Origin of the sequence: Salinibacterium sp. SWN248, from assembly GCF_015864575.1 — a bacterium.
Taxonomy (GTDB): domain Bacteria; phylum Actinomycetota; class Actinomycetes; order Actinomycetales; family Microbacteriaceae; genus Rhodoglobus.
The window spans coordinates 906,295-923,771 of the sequence record NZ_JADYWW010000001.1 but is presented as its reverse complement, the minus strand read 5'-3'; the positions used below and the strand labels follow the sequence as shown (position 1 = coordinate 923,771).

16 protein-coding genes are annotated in these 17,477 nt (G+C 62.8%); 11 read left to right on the top strand and 5 right to left on the bottom strand.

The genetic code is table 11. The annotated features are described in order from the left end of the window. Positions 1–7 precede the first annotated feature (7 nt). Positions 8–1,291: a serine hydroxymethyltransferase gene (glyA, locus tag I6E73_RS04315; RefSeq protein WP_197123371.1), complete on the bottom strand. Its 1,284-nt coding sequence runs from the start codon at positions 1,289–1,291 to the stop codon at positions 8–10. A gap of 221 nt (positions 1,292–1,512) precedes the next feature. On the opposite strand from glyA, the gene nagA reads away from it, so the two are divergent. Then, positions 1,513–2,685 carry an N-acetylglucosamine-6-phosphate deacetylase gene (gene nagA / locus I6E73_RS04310; protein ID WP_197123369.1) on the top strand — a complete coding sequence of 391 codons (1,173 nt, stop codon included), beginning with the start codon at positions 1,513–1,515 and terminating at the stop codon, positions 2,683–2,685. Here nagA and I6E73_RS04305 read toward each other — a convergent pair. Next, a complete protein-coding gene (locus tag I6E73_RS04305) occupies positions 2,621–3,874 on the bottom strand; it encodes an MFS transporter (RefSeq protein WP_197123367.1) in 1,254 nt (417 codons plus the stop codon). The two genes, nagA and I6E73_RS04305, sit on opposite strands and share 65 nt — an antisense overlap. 52 nt (positions 3,875–3,926) lie before the next feature. Here I6E73_RS04305 and purU point away from each other — a divergent pair, with 52 nt between their 5' ends. Continuing rightward, positions 3,927–4,769, top strand: a complete 843-nt coding sequence (purU, locus tag I6E73_RS04300; RefSeq protein ID WP_197125126.1) for a formyltetrahydrofolate deformylase — start codon at positions 3,927–3,929, stop codon at positions 4,767–4,769. Here purU and I6E73_RS04295 read toward each other — a convergent pair. Continuing rightward, positions 4,766–5,308 carry a DUF1697 domain-containing protein gene (locus I6E73_RS04295; protein ID WP_197123365.1) on the bottom strand — a complete coding sequence of 181 codons (543 nt, stop codon included), beginning with the start codon at positions 5,306–5,308 and terminating at the stop codon, positions 4,766–4,768. The two genes, purU and I6E73_RS04295, sit on opposite strands and share 4 nt — an antisense overlap. Positions 5,309–5,311: 3 nt before the next feature. Then, positions 5,312–6,085 carry a glucosamine-6-phosphate deaminase gene (locus tag I6E73_RS04290; RefSeq protein ID WP_197123363.1) on the bottom strand — a complete coding sequence of 258 codons (774 nt, stop codon included), beginning with the start codon at positions 6,083–6,085 and terminating at the stop codon, positions 5,312–5,314. Positions 6,086–6,358: 273 nt separating this feature from the next. Here I6E73_RS04290 and I6E73_RS04285 point away from each other — a divergent pair, with 273 nt between their 5' ends. The 9 genes from I6E73_RS04285 to I6E73_RS04245 all read left to right on the top strand — a co-directional run bounded on the left by I6E73_RS04285 (position 6,359) and on the right by I6E73_RS04245 (position 15,601). Next, on the top strand, positions 6,359–9,271 hold the full coding sequence (locus tag I6E73_RS04285) for a Na+/H+ antiporter subunit A (protein WP_197123361.1): 2,913 nt from the start codon (positions 6,359–6,361) through the stop codon (positions 9,269–9,271). Next, positions 9,268–9,792: a Na(+)/H(+) antiporter subunit C gene (locus tag I6E73_RS04280; protein ID WP_197123359.1), complete on the top strand. Its 525-nt coding sequence runs from the start codon at positions 9,268–9,270 to the stop codon at positions 9,790–9,792. Before I6E73_RS04285 ends, I6E73_RS04280 begins: the two co-directional genes overlap by 4 nt. Next, a complete protein-coding gene (locus I6E73_RS04275; protein WP_197123357.1) occupies positions 9,789–11,345 on the top strand; it encodes a Na+/H+ antiporter subunit D in 1,557 nt (518 codons plus the stop codon). The genes I6E73_RS04280 and I6E73_RS04275 overlap by 4 nt, the downstream gene beginning before the upstream one ends. Continuing rightward, positions 11,342–11,977 carry a Na+/H+ antiporter subunit E gene (locus I6E73_RS04270; protein WP_197123355.1) on the top strand — a complete coding sequence of 212 codons (636 nt, stop codon included), beginning with the start codon at positions 11,342–11,344 and terminating at the stop codon, positions 11,975–11,977. Before I6E73_RS04275 ends, I6E73_RS04270 begins: the two co-directional genes overlap by 4 nt. Continuing rightward, a complete protein-coding gene (locus tag I6E73_RS04265; protein WP_197106365.1) occupies positions 11,974–12,240 on the top strand; it encodes a monovalent cation/H+ antiporter complex subunit F in 267 nt (88 codons plus the stop codon). The genes I6E73_RS04270 and I6E73_RS04265 overlap by 4 nt, the downstream gene beginning before the upstream one ends. Then, positions 12,237–12,710, top strand: coding sequence for a monovalent cation/H(+) antiporter subunit G (gene mnhG, locus I6E73_RS04260; RefSeq protein WP_197123353.1), 474 nt, complete (start codon positions 12,237–12,239; stop codon positions 12,708–12,710). Before I6E73_RS04265 ends, mnhG begins: the two co-directional genes overlap by 4 nt. Positions 12,711–12,802: 92 nt before the next feature. Continuing rightward, complete coding sequence (locus I6E73_RS04255; RefSeq protein ID WP_197123351.1) at positions 12,803–13,252, top strand: FMN-binding protein; 450 nt, start codon at positions 12,803–12,805, stop codon at positions 13,250–13,252. Beyond that, positions 13,236–14,096 (top strand): FAD:protein FMN transferase, encoded by an 861-nt coding sequence (locus tag I6E73_RS04250; protein WP_197123349.1) that lies wholly within the window; start codon positions 13,236–13,238, stop codon positions 14,094–14,096. The genes I6E73_RS04255 and I6E73_RS04250 overlap by 17 nt, the downstream gene beginning before the upstream one ends. Beyond that, on the top strand, positions 14,093–15,601 hold the full coding sequence (locus I6E73_RS04245; protein WP_197123347.1) for an FAD-dependent oxidoreductase: 1,509 nt from the start codon (positions 14,093–14,095) through the stop codon (positions 15,599–15,601). The genes I6E73_RS04250 and I6E73_RS04245 overlap by 4 nt, the downstream gene beginning before the upstream one ends. On the opposite strand, the gene I6E73_RS04240 is transcribed toward I6E73_RS04245, so the two are convergent. Next, a complete protein-coding gene (locus I6E73_RS04240; RefSeq protein ID WP_197123345.1) occupies positions 15,598–17,451 on the bottom strand; it encodes a heavy metal translocating P-type ATPase in 1,854 nt (617 codons plus the stop codon). The genes I6E73_RS04245 and I6E73_RS04240 overlap by 4 nt on opposite strands. Between the last annotated feature and the right edge of the window lie 26 nt (positions 17,452–17,477).

The window sequence follows — 17,477 nt, the reverse complement described above, 5'->3', positions numbered from 1 at the left end:
GGGTTATTTAGGCCCAGCTGCCGGGGCTCTCGAGGCCTTCGTAGAGCGGGAAGGCGTCGGCGAGCGCACGCGAACGCGCCTGCAGCGCGGCAAGGTCTGCCCCGGGCTTGAGGGTTTCGGCGATAATGTCGGCGACCTCGGTGAACTCGGCGTCATCAAAACCGCGGGTGGCGAGAGCTGGCGTACCGATACGGAGACCAGAGGTCACCATCGGCGGGCGCGGGTCGGCCGGAACAGCGTTACGGTTCACGGTGATGTCGACCGAGTGCAGCAGATCTTCGGCTTCTTGACCGTTGAGTTCTGACTTGCGCAGGTCGACGAGCACGAGGTGCACGTCGGTGCCACCCGTGAGCACGTCGATGCCGAGTGCCGTCATGTCGTCTTGCACGAGACGCTCAGCGAGAAGCTTCGCGCCGCGAAGGGTACGCTCCTGGCGATCCTTGAAATCATCGGATGCTGCCAGCATGAAGGCGGTCGCCTTGGCAGCGATCACGTGCATGAGCGGTCCACCCTGCTGACCGGGGAACACGTTGGAGTTGATCTTCTTGGCGATATCAACGTTGTTCGTGAGGATGAAGCCCGAGCGCGGTCCACCAATGGTCTTGTGAACGGTCGACGACACGACATCCGCGAAAGGAACGGGGTTCGGGTGCAGGCCTGCGGCAACGAGTCCGGCGAAGTGCGCCATGTCGACCCAGAGCACAGCTCCGACCTCATCGGCGATCGAACGGAACTCGGCGAAGTCGAGTTGACGCGAGTAGGCAGACCACCCAGCGATGATGACCTGCGGTTGAACCTCAATGGCCTTGGCACGAACATCCGCCATATCAAGAACGCCGGTCTCTTCGTTCACGCCGTAAGCGTGAGCTTCGTAAAGCTTGCCGGAGAAGTTCAAACGCATGCCGTGCGTGAGGTGCCCGCCGTGGTCGAGCGAGAGACCGAGGATGCGGTCGCCGGGCTTGGCGATAGCCGACAGTACGGCGGCGTTGGCCGACGCACCCGAGTGGGGCTGAACGTTAGCGAACGCGGAACCGAAGAGGCTCTTGGCGCGGTCGATGGCAAGCTTCTCGGCAATATCCACAAATTCGCAACCACCGTAGTAGCGGCGCCCGGGGTACCCCTCGGCGTACTTGTTGGTGAGAACCGACCCCTGCGCCTCAAGAACAGCGCGCGGAACGAAGTTCTCACTCGCGATCATCTCGAGAGTATTGCGCTGACGGTCGAGCTCTTGAGCGAGCACCGCAGCGATCTCAGGGTCTACCTCAGAGAGAGGCGAAAGGAACGTTGACACAGATGATCTCCTTGCGACGGGGTGGATACTTCCAAGATACCGGGTGAACGCTCAACGCAAGCAGTTAGTGTTTGTCTCATTTCCGCAGGGCCGGAAAGAAGTCTGAGCCCAAAGTGGTCTAACGCACCCTTGAGATACACCCTATTTCTGTCAGACTTTGGACTACATCGTCGCGCTAAACGCCACGCCTGAGAGCACCCTTCCTCCCCTGAACGGAACCCATGTTTACCCGCATCATCCACTCCGCGACGCTCGTGAGCGACGGTGTGCAGCGCGACAACGCGTGGGTAGCGTTCACGAACGACAGCATTGCGGCCACCGGCACTGGGGGCTCCTGGCGCGAGGGAGCGGATGCGGCAACCATCGTTACCGACGCCGAAGGCGACTTCCTTACTCCCGGCTTTATCGACATCCACTGTCACGGCGCCGACGGTGTCTCCTTCGATGACGGAATAGCCGCCATCACGACGGCGCTTGCCGCCCACCGCAGCCACGGAACCACCCGGTCTGTTCTTTCGCTCATTAGCGATGGCCACGAACGGCTCGTCGAACGGCTGGCCGCGGTCGCCGAACTCACGCGACGCGACCCGCTCGTGTTGGGCAGCCACCTTGAGGGCCCGTTCATTGATCAGGGGTTCCGTGGCGCACACAACCCGGCCACACTTCGCGCCCCCACGCCCACCGAGATCGAGCAACTAATGGCTGCGGCCAATGGCACTCTGCGCCAGGCCACACTGGCCCCTGAGCTTTCGGGCGGCGCCGACGCTGTTGCCCAGTTCGTCGCCGCCGATGTGCGCGTAGCGGTTGGCCACACGGCCGCCACCTACGCCGAGACTCGCGCCGCGTTTGAGGCTGGCGCCAGCATTCTGACGCACGCGTTCAACGGCATGCGCGAAATCCATCACCGCGCTCCCGGCCCAGTGGCTGCCGCTTTCCACTCCCCCGGCGTCACGCTCGAGGTCATCAATGACGGTGTGCATGTGCATCCGGATGTCGTAAAAATGTTGTTCGCTTCGGCCCCGGGCCGCATCGCGCTCGTTACCGACGCGATGGCTGCGACCTGCGCTGGTGACGGTCACTACCTTCTCGGCTCGCTCGATGTCACGGTGACCGACGGCGTTGCCCGCTTGAGCGACAGCGACGCAATTGCCGGATCGACCTTGACGATGGATGCCGCGGTGCGCCGCGCTGTCACCGAAGTGGGATTGAGCGTGCCCCAAGCTGTTGCCGCGGCTACCGCTGTTCCTGCCCGGGCCATTGGGCGCTCCGGCGACCTAGGTTCGCTTGCACCCGGATTCGCCGCCGACGCCGTGCTGCTCGATGCCGACTTTAGGGTACGGGCGGTGTGGGCTGCTGGTCGCGAATTGCCGCGGCCTTCGCGCCTCGTCGCCTAAGCAGTTCGCCGCCGATGATCGCGAAGATCACAGCAACACCCAGAATGGCGGCGTCGACGTAGGGCAACGAGATGACCCCGTAGTTGTCGAGCAGGATGCCGCCCACGAGCGCGCCGCCACCGATACCGATGTTGAACGAGGTCGTGAGGTATGCAGAGCCGACGTCGCGCATGCGCGGGGAGGCCAGTTGTAAGAGTCGCGTTTGCATCATCGCGGGAACGCCGCCGAAAGCGGTTCCCCAGACGACGATGACGGTGAACATGATGGCGGGCTCGGCGGGGAACATGGCGAGCAGCACGGCGCAGATAGCGACGAGCGCAACGGTGACGGGGATGATGCTGCGCGGGAAGCGGTCGATCAGGAGACCGGCGAGCGCGAGCCCGAGCGCACCAGCGGCACCGAAGATGAGGAGCACGCCGGCGACGGCACCGGTGTCGATTCCGGCCGGGCCGATCAGGTACGGAACGATGTAGGTGTAGAAGAGGTTGTGGCCGAGCATCACGAGAGCGACCAAGATACACACGTAGATCACGCCGGGAACTGACCGGTCTTTGCGCAGCGGGATCGAGATCTCGCCGGTGGCGAGGGGCTGCTGGTGATCGACAGGTGGCAAGATGCGCACGACCATGATGGTGAGGGCCGCGATGATGATCGCGATGACGACAAAGGCGAGGCGCCAGCCGAGGGCGTGACCGAGAGCGGTTCCTACGGGCACTCCGAGCACAAAGGCGGCAGTCGCGCCCGCGCTCGTGACAGCAACGGCGCGGCCAACCTGGTGCGGCGGAACGAGGTGAGCTGAGTAGGCACCGACTACCGCCCAGAACAGTCCGTGCGACAGCCCACCGATGATGCGGGCGATCACGAGCACCGCATAGTTGGGCGCCACGGCAGCAAGCAGGTTGCCGATCACGAAGACAATCAGCACGATGATCACGAGCTTCTTGCGGGGCTGGTTACGCGTGAGTGCGGCGAGCGGAGCCGTAGAGATAACGACAGTCGCGGCGAAGATCGTGATGAGCAGACCAACCTGCGACTCTGACACCGACAACTCGGCGGCGATCTCCGGCAACAAACCGGTGGGCAACCATTCGCTGGTTACCGAGGTGAAGATCAGTGCCGAGAGAGTGAAGAGGCCCGCCCACGGAAATGCTTGAGAAGACGATGGCGAGGAAGTGTGTGGCGTGCTCATGTTTGACTAACTCTACCGTGAGCACCGGTACGCTAAATCAGTGACTACCTCAATGCACTGGATCGTAACTCTCACTTGTGACGACAAGCCCGGCATCGTTCACGCCATCAGTGGCGCCATCGTTGAGGCCGGCGGCAACATCACAGAGTCGCAGCAGTTCTCCAGCGGCGACACCGGCCGTTTTTTCATGCGCCTTCAAGTGGAGTCGGATGCACCGCGCGAAGTATTCGAGCAAGCCCTCGCCCCCGTGACCGAGCGGTACAGGATGGAATGGCAACTCGACGTTGTGGGGCGCCCGCTGCGCACCCTCGTATTGGCATCCAAGGCCGGACACTGCGTCAACGACCTTCTCTACCGCCAGCGCGCTGGCCAGTTGCCCATCGATATGCCGCTGATCATGAGCAACCACCCCGATCTGGGCTCGCTCGCCGCGTTCTATGAAGTGCCGTTCGAGTCGCACGCGGTCACGACGCCCGGCCAGAAGTTGGCGTTCGAAGAGCGCATCATCGAAGTTGTCGAAGAGCACGACATTGAGCTCGTGGTGCTCGCCCGCTACATGCAGATTCTGTCGCCTGAACTGTGCGCGCAGTTGAGTGGCAAGATCATCAACATCCACCACTCCTTCCTGCCCGGCTTCAAGGGTGCGAACCCCTACAAGCAGGCCCACGCTCGCGGCGTGAAACTCATCGGTGCCACGGCCCACTTCGTGACGAGCGACCTCGACGAGGGCCCGATCATTGAGCAAAACGTCGTGCGCGTGGATCACGCGAGCACCTCAAGCGAACTCAGGTCGATCGGTCAAGACGAAGAGAGCCGCACCCTCACGCAAGCCGTGAAATGGTTCGCCGAAGACCGCGTGCTGCTCGATGGGGCCCGCACGATCATCTTCCGCTAGCCGAGCTCGAGCAGGTCGCGCAGTTTCAGGGTCGTGCGCCAGTTGCGCACCGTCATCCGCTTAGAGAGGCGGTTTGCGCGCAGTCGGTCGATGCGCGATTTCGCTGAATCGGCAACGGTGCGCGAGAAGTAGAGCGCGTCTGGGCCGGCTGAGACAGAGTCGACCTGCGGATTGAGTTCGGGCAGTTGCGTCAGTGCTTCGGCGGCCGTCAGAGGCCGCTTGAGAAAGAGCACGTCGCTCAGCAGTTCCGCAGCACCGTGGTTACTCGGGGCAGCCGCCACGGTCGCCGCGAACTCGTCGCGGGAGCGCACGACGGTGAGGACGTCTGCGCCCAACCGCTCGCCCAGCATCCGCTCAATTGTGACTTCGAGCTCGGCAGTGCCGGTTGCATCAGAGGCGAACACGACGTTGCCACTCTGGATGTAGGTGCGCACGTCACCGAAACCGGCATCACGGAAGCACTCTTTCAACGCCGCCATGCTGATCACGTTCGAGCCGCCCACATTGATGCCCCGAAGCAGCGCCACATAGTTCGTCATGGCTTAGCGCAGCCGTTCCCAGTCGAGGCGGTTCTCCCAGGAGTAGCGGTAGTAGTCGGCATACTTCAGCTCGGATGCCGCAGCCTCGTCCACAATTACCGTGACGGTTGAGTGCAGCTGAATTGCCGATCCCGGCAGGCTCGCCGTCACCGGCCCCTCGACCGCTCCCGCGAGCGCCGCCGCCTTCGCTTCGCCAAACGCGAGCAGCACCAGATGCCCTGCCCTCTGAATGGTGCCGAGCCCCTGCGTGATGCAGTGCTTGGGCACGTCCTCGGGCGAATCGAAGAAGCGCGCATTGTCGAGCCGGGTCTGCTGCGTGAGGGTCTTCACCCGCGTGAGCGACGCGAATGACGATCCCGGCTCGTTGAACCCGATGTGCCCGGTCGAACCGATTCCGAGAATCTGCAGGTCAACACCACCCGCCGCCACAATCGCGCGCTCATAGTCATCACCCGCCGTTTCGATGGGCCCGCTCTCCGCCGGCACCTGCACGAGCTCGGGCGTTAACCCGAGCGGTTCAACAACTTCGCGCGTGATCACCGAGCGGTAGCTTTCGGGATGTCCCGCAGGCAATCCGACATATTCATCGAGGGCGAACCCCCGCACAGCAGAAAGGTCGAGGGCTCGAGCCGCGAGCGCAGCCCACGTTGTTAAGGGCGTCGACCCGGTTGCTAGGCCTAGGACGGCATCCGGGGTCCGACGCACGAGTGCCTCGATGAGGTCGGCAGCGACTTCGCCCGCCGCCTCCTTCGAGTCGACAATCACTATTTCTGCCATGTCATCGACCTTAGAGCTACCCAGTGTGATCGAGAGAGGATTGCCGAAGTGGTCTCTGCGAATCCCTGCAGCACCCCCATCGACACCTTCACCACCCGTCCAGATATTCGTCCGGTAGAATGTTCGTGACGAAGACACCGACCATCTCGCCACTCTGCCGCAACACCACTCGCCCTGGTTGCGCTGCAGCACTCGACTGCCAGATCGAGCACCCTAAGGGAGAACTGCACTGAATCCGCAAGGTTCCAGCCCCAGCTCACAGCGGAGAGCCCTGTGATAGCGCTGCTCGGTGCGTTCGCGCTCGTTTCCCTCGTGATCCCTGCGCTCACCCGCCGCATTGGCGTTCGTGTTTTCTTCGTTACGGCCATCATTCCCGCAGCGGCATTTATCTATACCCTGCTGCAGACTCCCGCCGTTCTCGCGGATACGCCGCCGACGGAAACCATTCCCTGGATCTCCCAGCTGAACCTCGATCTGAGTTTTCGGGTAGACACCCTCTCGTGGCTGCTTGCCCTCGTCGTTACCGGCGTCGGCACACTCGTGATGCTCTATTGCATCAAGTACTTCGCTGCCACCGAAGAAGGTCTTGGTCGCTTCGCTGCGGTCTTCCTCGCGTTCACGGGCACGATGTACGGCCTCGTGATCGCCGACAACGTCTACTTGCTCTTCATCCTGTGGGAAGCCACGACGGTGTTCTCGTTCCTCCTTATCGGCCACAACACCGGTCGACTCGCGAGCCGCATTGCTGCAATGCAGGCCCTCATCGTCACGACCGCCGGTGGGCTCGTGATGTTGGTTGGGCTCGTCATGCTGGCCGAACGCACCGGCACTGCCAGCTTGGCGCGGCTCATCGACCTCACCCCCGAGGGCACCACTGTCACCATCGCGATCATGCTGATTCTCGTGGGCGCGCTCAGCAAGTCGGCCATCGTTCCGTTCCAGTTTTGGCTGCCCTCGGCGATGGCCGCCCCGACCCCGGTCAGCGCCTATCTGCATGCTGCCGCGATGGTGCAGGCGGGTATCTACCTCATCGCTCGACTGGCACCCGGGTTCGCTGAAACCCCCGGCTGGCAGCCGCTGCTCCTCGGGTTGGGAGTCTTCACGATGCTGGTGGGCGGATGGCGCGCGCTCACCCAGGTCGACCTCAAACTTTTGCTTGCCTATGGCACCGTCAGTCAGCTCGGGTTCTTGCTGACGATCGTGAGTTTTGGCACTCGCACCGCGGCTCTCGCTGGAGTCGCGCTGCTGCTTGCCCACGCTCTCTTCAAGGCGGCGCTGTTCATGGTCGTCGGGCTCATTGACCACCGCGTCGGAACGCGCGACCTCACCAAGTTGAGCGGGCTCGGCCGCGAAGCCCCCTTCCTCGCCACGGTCGCGATCATCGCCGCAGCATCGATGGCCGGTATCCCCTTCACCGCCGGGTTCGTCGCAAAGGAAGCAGTTCTCGCCAGCTTCCTCGAAAGTGCCAGCGCGGGATCGGCACTCGGATGGATCGCGGTCGTCGGAGTCGCCGTCGGGTCCACCCTCACTGTGGCCTACAGCGCACGTTTCCTCTGGGGCGCCTTCGCCCGCAAAGAGGGCGTCGAGACAGTGCGGCCGCTGCATGAGAATGTCTGGTTCCTGTCATCGCCGGCCATTCTTGCGCTCACTGGCCTCGTGCTCGCACCGCTCTTCGGCACCATCGGAACCGTGCTCGAAGGCTATTCGCAGCTGTTCCCTTCAGAGGGCTACGAGTACTCCCTCAAGCTCTGGCACGGCTTCGATGCGGCCTTCTTTATCTCTGCGGCCACCCTCATTGGCGGTCTCGCACTCTTCTGGGCACGCGCCCAGGTCTTCAGGCTTCAGTCCCGAGTGCCCTCGCTGGTCGACTCGAACAAGCTGTACCGCTCCGGCCTGCGCACTCTCGACCGCATTGCCCTGCGAGTGACAGCAACCACTCAACGAGGTTCACTACCGTTCTACCTCACCGTCATCCTGCTCGTGATGGTCGGTTCGGTAGGCAGCACGCTGGCGCTGAATCGCACGTGGCCCGACTCCATCCGACTCTTTGACAGCCCGGGGCAACTCGCTATCGGTACGGTCATGATCGTTGCCGCCCTCGCCCTGCTCGGCGCCCAGAAGCGGTTCCAAGCTGCTGTGCTCGTGGGAGTCGTGGGATACGGCATGGCCGCGTTGTTCGCATTCCACGGTGCTCCCGATATCGCTCTCACTCAGGTGCTGGTCGAGACCGTCACTCTGATTGCCTTCGTATTAGTGCTCCGGCGACTTCCTGCTCGCTTGGGCAAAGCGCACGGCAGTTCGCGACGCGTTTTGCGTGCTGCCGTTGGCCTCTCCGTCGGCCTCCTCATGGGCATCGTCGCCATCGTCGCGCTCGGCGCCCGAAGTGCAGATCCCATCTCCGCGTCGCTGCCTGAACTCGCGTACGAGATCGGTCACGGCCGCAACGTCGTCAACGTGGTGCTCGTCGACATCCGCGGTTGGGACACCCTCGGAGAACTCTCGGTGATCGTGGCTGCGGCCACCGGCGTCGCCAGTCTGGTGTTCTTGCGCAGCCGCACCGACAACCTGCCCCGCGTCTCCGAAACCCGCGCCCGCGGAACGATCCGCGCTCGTCTCAAGCCGTCGCGTGAGGTCGTGTCCTCCGAGTATCTGCCCGGCGTTCAAGACCCGTCGACGCGCAACGCGTGGCTACTCGCGGGCCGCAAGTTGGCTCCCGAGAACCGGTCGATTCTCCTCGAAGTTGTTATTCGGCTGCTCTTCCACCCCCTGATCGTGCTATCGATCTACCTCTTATTTGCTGGCCACAATTTGCCAGGAGGCGGGTTCGCCGCCGGTCTCGTGGCGGGACTCGCACTGGCAGGCCGCTACCTCGCCGGTGGACGCTACGAACTCGGCGCAGCGGCACCCTTTGACGCCGGCCGCATCCTTGGGGTCGGGCTCGTACTCGCGGCGGGAACCGCCACCGTGCCACTGCTCTTGGGGGCGGATGCTCTTACCTCCACCTTCTTCGAAACGACGATTCCCGTGCTCGGCCATGTGGAGTTCTCTACCTCCACCATTTTCGATATCGGGGTCTACCTCGTTGTCATCGGAATGGTGCTGGATGTTCTCCGCAGCCTCGGAGCTGAGATCGACCGTCAGCGCGAAGAATCCTCTGAATCTCTCGAGAGCGGAAGCACCATATGAACGCCTCTCTCACCCTCGTCGTCATCATGGTCGTCCTCTACTCGGTAGGGGTATACCTGCTTCTCGAGCGCAGCATGACGCGCGTCTTGTTGGGGTTCTTGCTCGTGGGCAATGCCACCAATCTCCTCATCCTCATCGTCTCGGGACCCTCCGGAGCTGCAGCGTTCTTTGGCGAAGAGGATGCCACCGCCGATCCGCTGCCGCAGGCGTTCATCCTGACCGCCATCGTGATCACCTTCGGCGTCTCAGCATTCCTGCTCGCCCTTATCTACCGGTCGTGGCGACTAGCCAATGCTGATGTGGTCTACGACGATTCTGAAGACCTCGCGATGGGCAGCAGGAAAACCTCGGTGACCACCGATCGTGCCGTCGACGGTGACGACACCGAGTTCGGTACTCGCGCCACAGCGGCCATCTCCACCGCCCTCGACCTCAAGAAGCAAGAGGAACGCGAGGAGCAAGAGAGTCTGGCGGCCGAACGCAGACAGCGAGAAATTGACGAGAAGGAGGCAGACGCATGAGCGCACTAACCACTCTTGTCGTTCTCCTGCCATTGCTCGGCGCGGCAGCAGCTCTCACCCAAGCCAACCGCCCCCGCGTTCAAACGCTCATTGCCGTGAGCGTACTCAGCGCCGTTCTCCTGATCGGCGCCGCCTTGCTGGTGGCCGTCAACACCAATGGCGCAATTGCCGTTGAAGTCGGAGGGTGGCCTGCCCCCTACGGCATCGTGCTCGTGGTCGACCGACTCTCGGCCCTCATGATCGTCGTCTCCGCCGCTGTGCTTCTGGCCGTTCTCGTGTTCTCGGTGGGCCAAGGCCTCGCCGATGGCGACCGCGAAACTCCCGTCTCGATCTACTATCCGACCTACCTCATCTTGGCGACCGGAGTCTTCAACGCCTTCGTCGCGGGTGACCTCTTCAACCTGTATGTCAGTTTCGAGATCCTTCTCGTCGCGAGCTACGTGCTGATCACCGTGGGGGGCACCAAGCCGCGCATCCGTGCCGGCACCGTGTACATCGTCGTGAGCCTGGTCTCCTCCGCCATCTTCCTCGCGGCCATCGCCATGATTTACGGTGCGACCGGCACTGTCAACATCGCGCAGCTCACCGTGCGACTCGCGGAGTTGCCCGACGACATCCAGTTGATCCTCCACGTCATGTTGCTGATTGGGTTCGGCATCAAGGCCGCAGTCTTCCCGCTGTCGTTCTGGCTGCCCGACTCCTACCCGATGGCGCCCGCGCCGGTAACGGCTGTCTTCGCCGGCCTGCTCACCAAAGTCGGCGTCTACGCGATCATCCGCACCGAAATGATCATCTTCCCGGATGGCCAGCTCAATACCGTGCTGCTCATTGTGGCGGCGCTCACGATGGTGATCGGAATTCTGGGAGCCGTTGCGCAGTCCGACATCAAGCGACTGTTGTCCTTTACGCTCATCAGCCACATCGGCTACATGCTGTTCGGTATCGGCATCGACACGGCGGCCGGCCTCGCCGCGGCCACGTTCTACATCGTTCACCACATCACCGTTCAGACCACCCTCTTCTTGGCCACCGGGTTGGTGGAACGTCAAGGTGGCACGACCGGCATCAACAAACTGGGCGGGATGCTCAAGACCAGTCCCATGATTGCGGTGCTGTTCTTCATCCCCCTGTTGAACTTGGGCGGCATCCCTCCCTTCTCCGGATTCCTCGGCAAGTTGGCGCTTTTCGAGGCCGGGGCCAACAACGGTTCCGTGCTCGCGTGGGTACTGATCGGCTGCGGCGCGGCCGTGTCGCTGCTCACTCTCTATGCCCTCGCTCGCGCGTGGAGCATGATCTTCTGGCGCGATGCTGAAGAGGTGGCTGACTACGAAAATCCGTTGGCGATGCGGGCAGAAACCGGAAGCTCCCCCACTGTTGAATCAGTGCGCACAACACCTCGAATCATGGTCGGCGCCACCGTCGCGATGGTGGCGGTGAGCATCGCGCTCACCGTCTTCGCGAACCCGCTCTTCGACCTGAGCGCTAACGCCGGTGAGAACATCAATGGCCCGGCCTACTACGTCAACACTGTGTTTCCCGGAGGCCTTGAATGAGTCCTCATGACAACCAGCCCGCCTCTGTAACGGCGTCAACGACTCCGACCGCCTCCGAATCAGCGAGTGCACGCAAGGTCTCGCGCACCGAAGTTCGCGGCCGGGTCTGGCAGCAGTTGCCATTGCTGCTCGGGCTCGTGGTGCTCTGGGGCGTGCTCTGGGGCCAATTCTCGTGGCTAAACATCCTGACCGGATTCCTCGTGGCGATCGCCGTGACCCGAGTGCTGTATTTGCCCCCCGCCGATATTTCGGGGCGGCTGAACCTCTGGTACTCGCTCGTCTTTATCGCCCACTTCATCGCCGACGTCACCGTAGCGTCGTTTACGGTGGCGTTCCAGGCTCTGAACCCGCGGCCGATTCCCACGTCCTCGGTCATTGCAGTTCAGCTGTGCACCCGTTCCGACTTCGTCATGACGCTCGACGCGATTGCGATGTCGCTAATTCCGGGATCCATCGTCGTTGAAGCCGATCGGGAACGCGCCATCCTGTATTTCCACTCCTTCGATACGACAACGGCCGCCGACGTCGAGGCGATGCGCACCAAAGTTCTCGTTGTCGAAGCGCGCATCGTCCGCGCCATCGGATCGAAAGATGATCTTGCTCGGATTCACGAAGCGGAGGCCACCCGATGAGCGAATGGGTATTTATTGCCGTCGGTGTGATGCTGCTCGTGGCCGGCCTACTGGCGCTCTACCGCATCATCCGCGGCCCCTCCATCCTTGACCGCATGATCGCCTCAGACATGCTGCTCACGACAATCATTTGCGCGCTAGGAGCGGAGATGGTCTACAACGGCCATACGCGAAGCCTGCCCGCAATGCTCGTGCTCGCGAGCACCGCATTCCTCGGTTCCGTCGTGGTGGCGCGCTATGTGTCGAGGAGAACCAACTCATGATTCTCGACTCAATCCTCGACATCCTTACCGGCCTATTTCTCTTGCTCGGCGGCTTCCTTTCCGTCGCCGCCGGCGTTGGCCTTCTCCGTTTTCCGGATGCCATTGCACGCCTGCACGCGACGACCAAGCCCCAAATTCTGGGCTTAGCGTTCGTGCTCCTGGCCATCGCCCTGCAAGAACGTCAACTCTCCACGATTCTCCTGCTGATCTTCTTGCTCATCTTCCAAATGATCACCGCTCCGGTGTCGGCACACATGATTGCTCGCGCCGGGTACCGGGGAGGAATCATCGCGCCCCAATCGCTCCTCGTCGATGAACTCGAGCAGGCCATCGATGCCGCTCCAGAATTCGACGATTCGGATGACGCAACGCCGAGCGACGACAATGGAGAGAGCAGTGCACCGCCTACAAGCGTGCCGAATGCTCACAATCCGCTCGGTAATGACGAGGGAACACAACTCGACGGCTGACGGCAACCAACCGTCGTGAGCGATGCCGAAGTTCCAGCTTCCCGTCAGGGTTGCTCGGGCATACTGAACACTCGCCTACCTCCGGGAGCCCCATGCGCAACCTCACCGACAACAAGACCGCCGTTGCCCTCTTTGCCGGTGTCACCCTCGTGGGTGCACTCTCCGCCTGCTCAAGCACGGCAACCACTGCGGATGTCGGTTCGGCTGAAACGACTGTCCCCGATGCTACCGCGACCGGTGTTGAGTACACCGACGGCACCTACACGGAGTCGGGCGAATACACCTCCCCCGACGGCCAAGAAAACGTCGACGTGACGCTCACTCTCGAAAGTAACGTCATTACCGACGTCACCGTTGTCGGCAATGGAGACAACCCCAACTCGAAGCAGTTTCAAGGCGAGTTCATTGACGGAATCGCCGCCGAAGTTGTGGGCAAGAACATCGACGAACTTTCCGTCGACAAAGTAGCGGGCTCCTCCCTCACGAGCGGCGGTTTCAACAACGCCGTCGACGCCATCAAGGCGGATGCCCTCGCCCAGTAAACAGTTCGATGCCATTGGTGCGCCCTGGCAGATTGATACGGCACAGCCACTGGGTGCCGCCATTCTCGCGGCCGTAGCGCAGCGCATCGAGCAATTCGATAGCACTTACTCGCGATTTCGTGACGACTCGCTCGTCAGTCGCATTGCACGAACGCCCGGCAGCTATCTTTTTCCGGCGGATGCTCCTGCCCTGTTCGAGCTCTACCGTCGTCTCTACGATGCCACCGCCGGCGCCATGAGTCCGCTCGTGGGCCGCGCTCTGGAAGAGCTCGGCTATGACCGCACCTACTCGTTGCAGCCCACCGCGACCCGCACGCGCGTCCCCGACTGGCACGAAGCCATCAGTTGGAACGGCAGCACCCTCACCGCCCTCACGCCCGCCATGCTCGATGTCGGCGCCGCCGGAAAGGGCTACCTCGTCGATCTCGTGGCGGAGGTGCTCGCCGAGCACGGAGTCACCGCGGCAACGGTGGACGCGAGCGGAGACATGCTGCACCGGGGCGCTGGTGAACTGCGGGTCGCGCTCGAGCATCCACTCGACACCAGCAAAGCCATCGGAATCGTGACCGTGAGCAATCAGGCGATTTGCGCCTCAGCACCGAACCGACGCGCGTGGGCTGGGCTGCACCACATTCTGGATGCCCGCACGGGCCTTCCCACCGACCGCATCATCGCCACCTGGGCGATCGCCGCGACCGCGCTCGAAGCCGACGGCCTCGCCACCGCACTGTTTTTTGCCGACCCCGCAAAGCTCGCCGAAGAGTTCGATTTTCAGTGGGTGCGGATGCTGTCCACCGGTCGAGTGGAGCACTCGCCCAACTTCACGGGAGAACTATTTTTATGAAGCGCTGGCTAGATCGCACCCTCGGTGCCGTGCCGATGTACACCCTCGTGCTCGGCTCCCTCGCCGTCATCGGTGTGGCCTCGATCGTGCTCGCCTTCGTCGGCCTCATCTCCCCCGACCCCTTTGCGCTGCTTGCCAGCCTGCCCATCGCAGTCGTGTTCAGCGTCGCCGCGAGCTGGCTCGGCGCCCGCATCGTGCGGCAGCGTGCTCACCTCGAATCGTCGCTCATCACCGGGCTGCTCGTGTTCTTCATCATGGCACCGAGCCTGCAACTCGACGGGCTACTGGCGATTGCGCTTGCCTCAACAGCGGCGGCGGCATCCAAGTTTCTGATCGCATTCCGCGGGCGCCATATCTTCAATCCTGCCGCGCTCGGCGCCTACGTTTTCTACTGGATTCCGATCGGCTTCCCCACCTGGTGGATTGGCACACCCTGGTTACAGCCGCTGATCGTAGTCGCCGCCTTCCTCATCCTGTATCGCACTCAACGCCTCGATCTGGGGCTCACCTTTGTGGTGCTCGCGGCCAGCATCCGCATCGCTCTCACGCTCGCCAATGGCGGTGATATCGCCGAAGCGATTGCTGTGACCTTCACGTCGTCGCAGTTGATCTTCTTCGTCGGCTTCATGCTCAGCGAACCCCTGACATTGCCGCCACGACGATGGCAACGCCTCAGCGTCGCCGCGCTCGCCGCGCTGCTCGTCGCTATCCCGTTCTCCATCGGCAGCCTCTACAGCGACCCGCTGCTGGCGCTCCTCATCGGCAACCTGGTCGCCTTCGCCTTCACCCAGCGCCGCACCATCCGGATGACGCTCACCGAAACAGAAGAGATAGCTCCCGGCACGTGGGAACTCACCTTTGCCCCGCACCGCACCCTCTCGTTCCGGGCGGGTCAATACATTGAGCTCACGTTGCCGCACCCTTCGCCCGACCTGCGGGGAGCGCGTCGCTACTTCACGATTTCATCGGCACCCTCGGCGGGGGCAACCCTGTCGATTACGTTCACGGCGCCCGAGAAATCGAGCAGCTTCAAAGCCGCACTTCTGGCACTGCCCCGCGGCGCTGATGTGAACGCCACTGGCATCTGGGGCGACTTCGTACTTCCGCGAAAGACCACAGAGCCGCTCTTGCTCGTCGCCGGCGGCATCGGTGTCACGCCCTTCGCCAGCCATATCGCGCACTCTCACCTGCACGATAACGAACGCGACATTGTGCTGATCTACGCCACCTCAAGCACTGAGACTCTGCCCTTCAGCGGACTCTTTGTCGAAGCCGGCGTGCGCGTCATTGTCTTCGGGCCGCAGCCGGTCGAGTCGCTTCCTGAGGGCTGGGTGCTTGGCAGCGAGGGACGGATGAACGGCGACGCCCTCTCCGCGCTCGTGCCCGATTTGGCTGACCGCCGCGCCTACCTCTCGGGCCCGCCCGCCCTGGTCAACGACCTCAAGGCGACGCTGCGCGCTAACGGAGCCCGCCGCATTCACACCGACTACTTCTCGGGGTACTAGCGCAGCCGACGTTTGAGGCTCAGCGCCCGCAGCGCGTTGAGGATTGTGACGAGGTCAACGACTTCTTGCAGCGCCGCACCGACCACAGCGGGCAGCGCTCCCGTCATCGCAAAAAGCATGAGCCCGATGCTGATGGCGATACCGATCCAAATGCTTTGCAACGCAATCTGCACCGTGCGCTGGCTGACCTGCACCGCCGAGACCACGCGGTAGAGATCGTCGACGAGAATCACCACGTCAGCCGACTCGCTCGCCGCCGTCGAACCCTTGGCGCCCATCGCGATGCCAACATCAGCGGCTCCCAGTACGGGGGCATCGTTTACGCCGTCCCCCACCATCACGACCGGGTGTGGGCTAGTCGCGTGCACGAGACGCACCTTATCTTCGGGCAGGCATTCCGCATGAACTTCGCTGATGTGAAGTTCGTCGGCGACCTTGCGCGCCGTTTGCTCCACATCCCCCGTGAGCATCAACGTTTTCTGGATGCCCAGTTCGCGCAGTCCTGTCAGGGTGCGGGCCGCTTCAGGCCGCACAGCATCGCGCAGCACGATCGCGCCGGCGTACTGGTCGTCGATGCCGACGTAGACGGCAGCTTCACCGCTCGCAAGATCGATACGAGTGAGTTCGGGCGCCCGCTCGGCGACGAACGCGGGCTTGCCGACGGTCACGAGCCGGCCGTCGATTCGAGCCTGCACTCCGTGGGTCGCCACTTCGCGGGCATCCGACACCTCAGGAAGGTCGAGAGACTCGTGCTTCGCTGCATCAACGAGGGATGCCGCTAGCACGTGAGACGAATACTGTTCTGCGGCAGCCACCAGGGCCAGCAGCTCGTCGCGGTTTAGCGCGCCCTGCGGACGAACGTCGACCACAACGGGACGACCGCTCGTGAGCGTTCCTGTTTTGTCGAACACGACAGTTTTCGCCCGAGCAAGCACCTCGAGAGTGCCGGCGTTCTTCACGACGACGCCATAGGTGGAGGCACTCGACATCCCGGCCATAAACGCTACCGGGGCCGCAATCAGCAGCGGACATGGCGTCGCCACCACGAGCACTTCGGCGAACCGCACGGGGTCACCCGAAATCCACCACGCGATTGCAGCCAAGCCAATGGAGACGAGCGTAAACGGCACCGCGTACCGATCGGCGAGGCGCACGATCGGTGCTTTGCTCTCGGCCGCTTCCGTGACGAGCTCGACAATCCTTTGATATTGGCTGTCGGCGGCGCGAGCGCTCGCCTGTACCGTGACCGCCTCTGGCCCGTTCACTGAACCGCTCAACAACAGGTCTCCGGTGATTTTCTCAACCGGCATGCTTTCGCCGGTGAGGGATGACTCATCGATGGCGGTCGCTGCGGAGACAAGCACCGCATCCACCGGCACGATCTCAGACGGACGCACCACAAGACGATCCCCGACTGCCACTTCAGTGGCAGGTACGTCGACCAGGTCACCGGCGGCCGTCAGCCGATGGGCCGTTTGAGGCACACGGCTGAGCAACGCGTTCAATTCTCGCTTGGCGCGACCAGCCGCAAAATCTTCGAGTGCTTCACCACCGGTGAGCATCAGCACAATCACGATGCTCGCCCAGTACTCGCCGACGACAACCGTCGCGACGATCGCGGTGACCGCCAGCACATCAAGCCCGAACTGATGCTGCAGCAGCTTGCGCACCATCGACACGCCCTCGCGCACGGCAACCGCCAGCGCATAGAGCGACAACAACCACGGAACGACGGCGGATGCCGGAGTCCAGTTCAGCGCGAGCCCCACGACGCCGACCACGACCGTGAGAGCAACGAGCGGATAGCGACGCACAGCCGAGCGCAGCGTCGCTGTAGGGGATGTAGCCATACCCTCGTTGTACTCTCGTTCGCGAC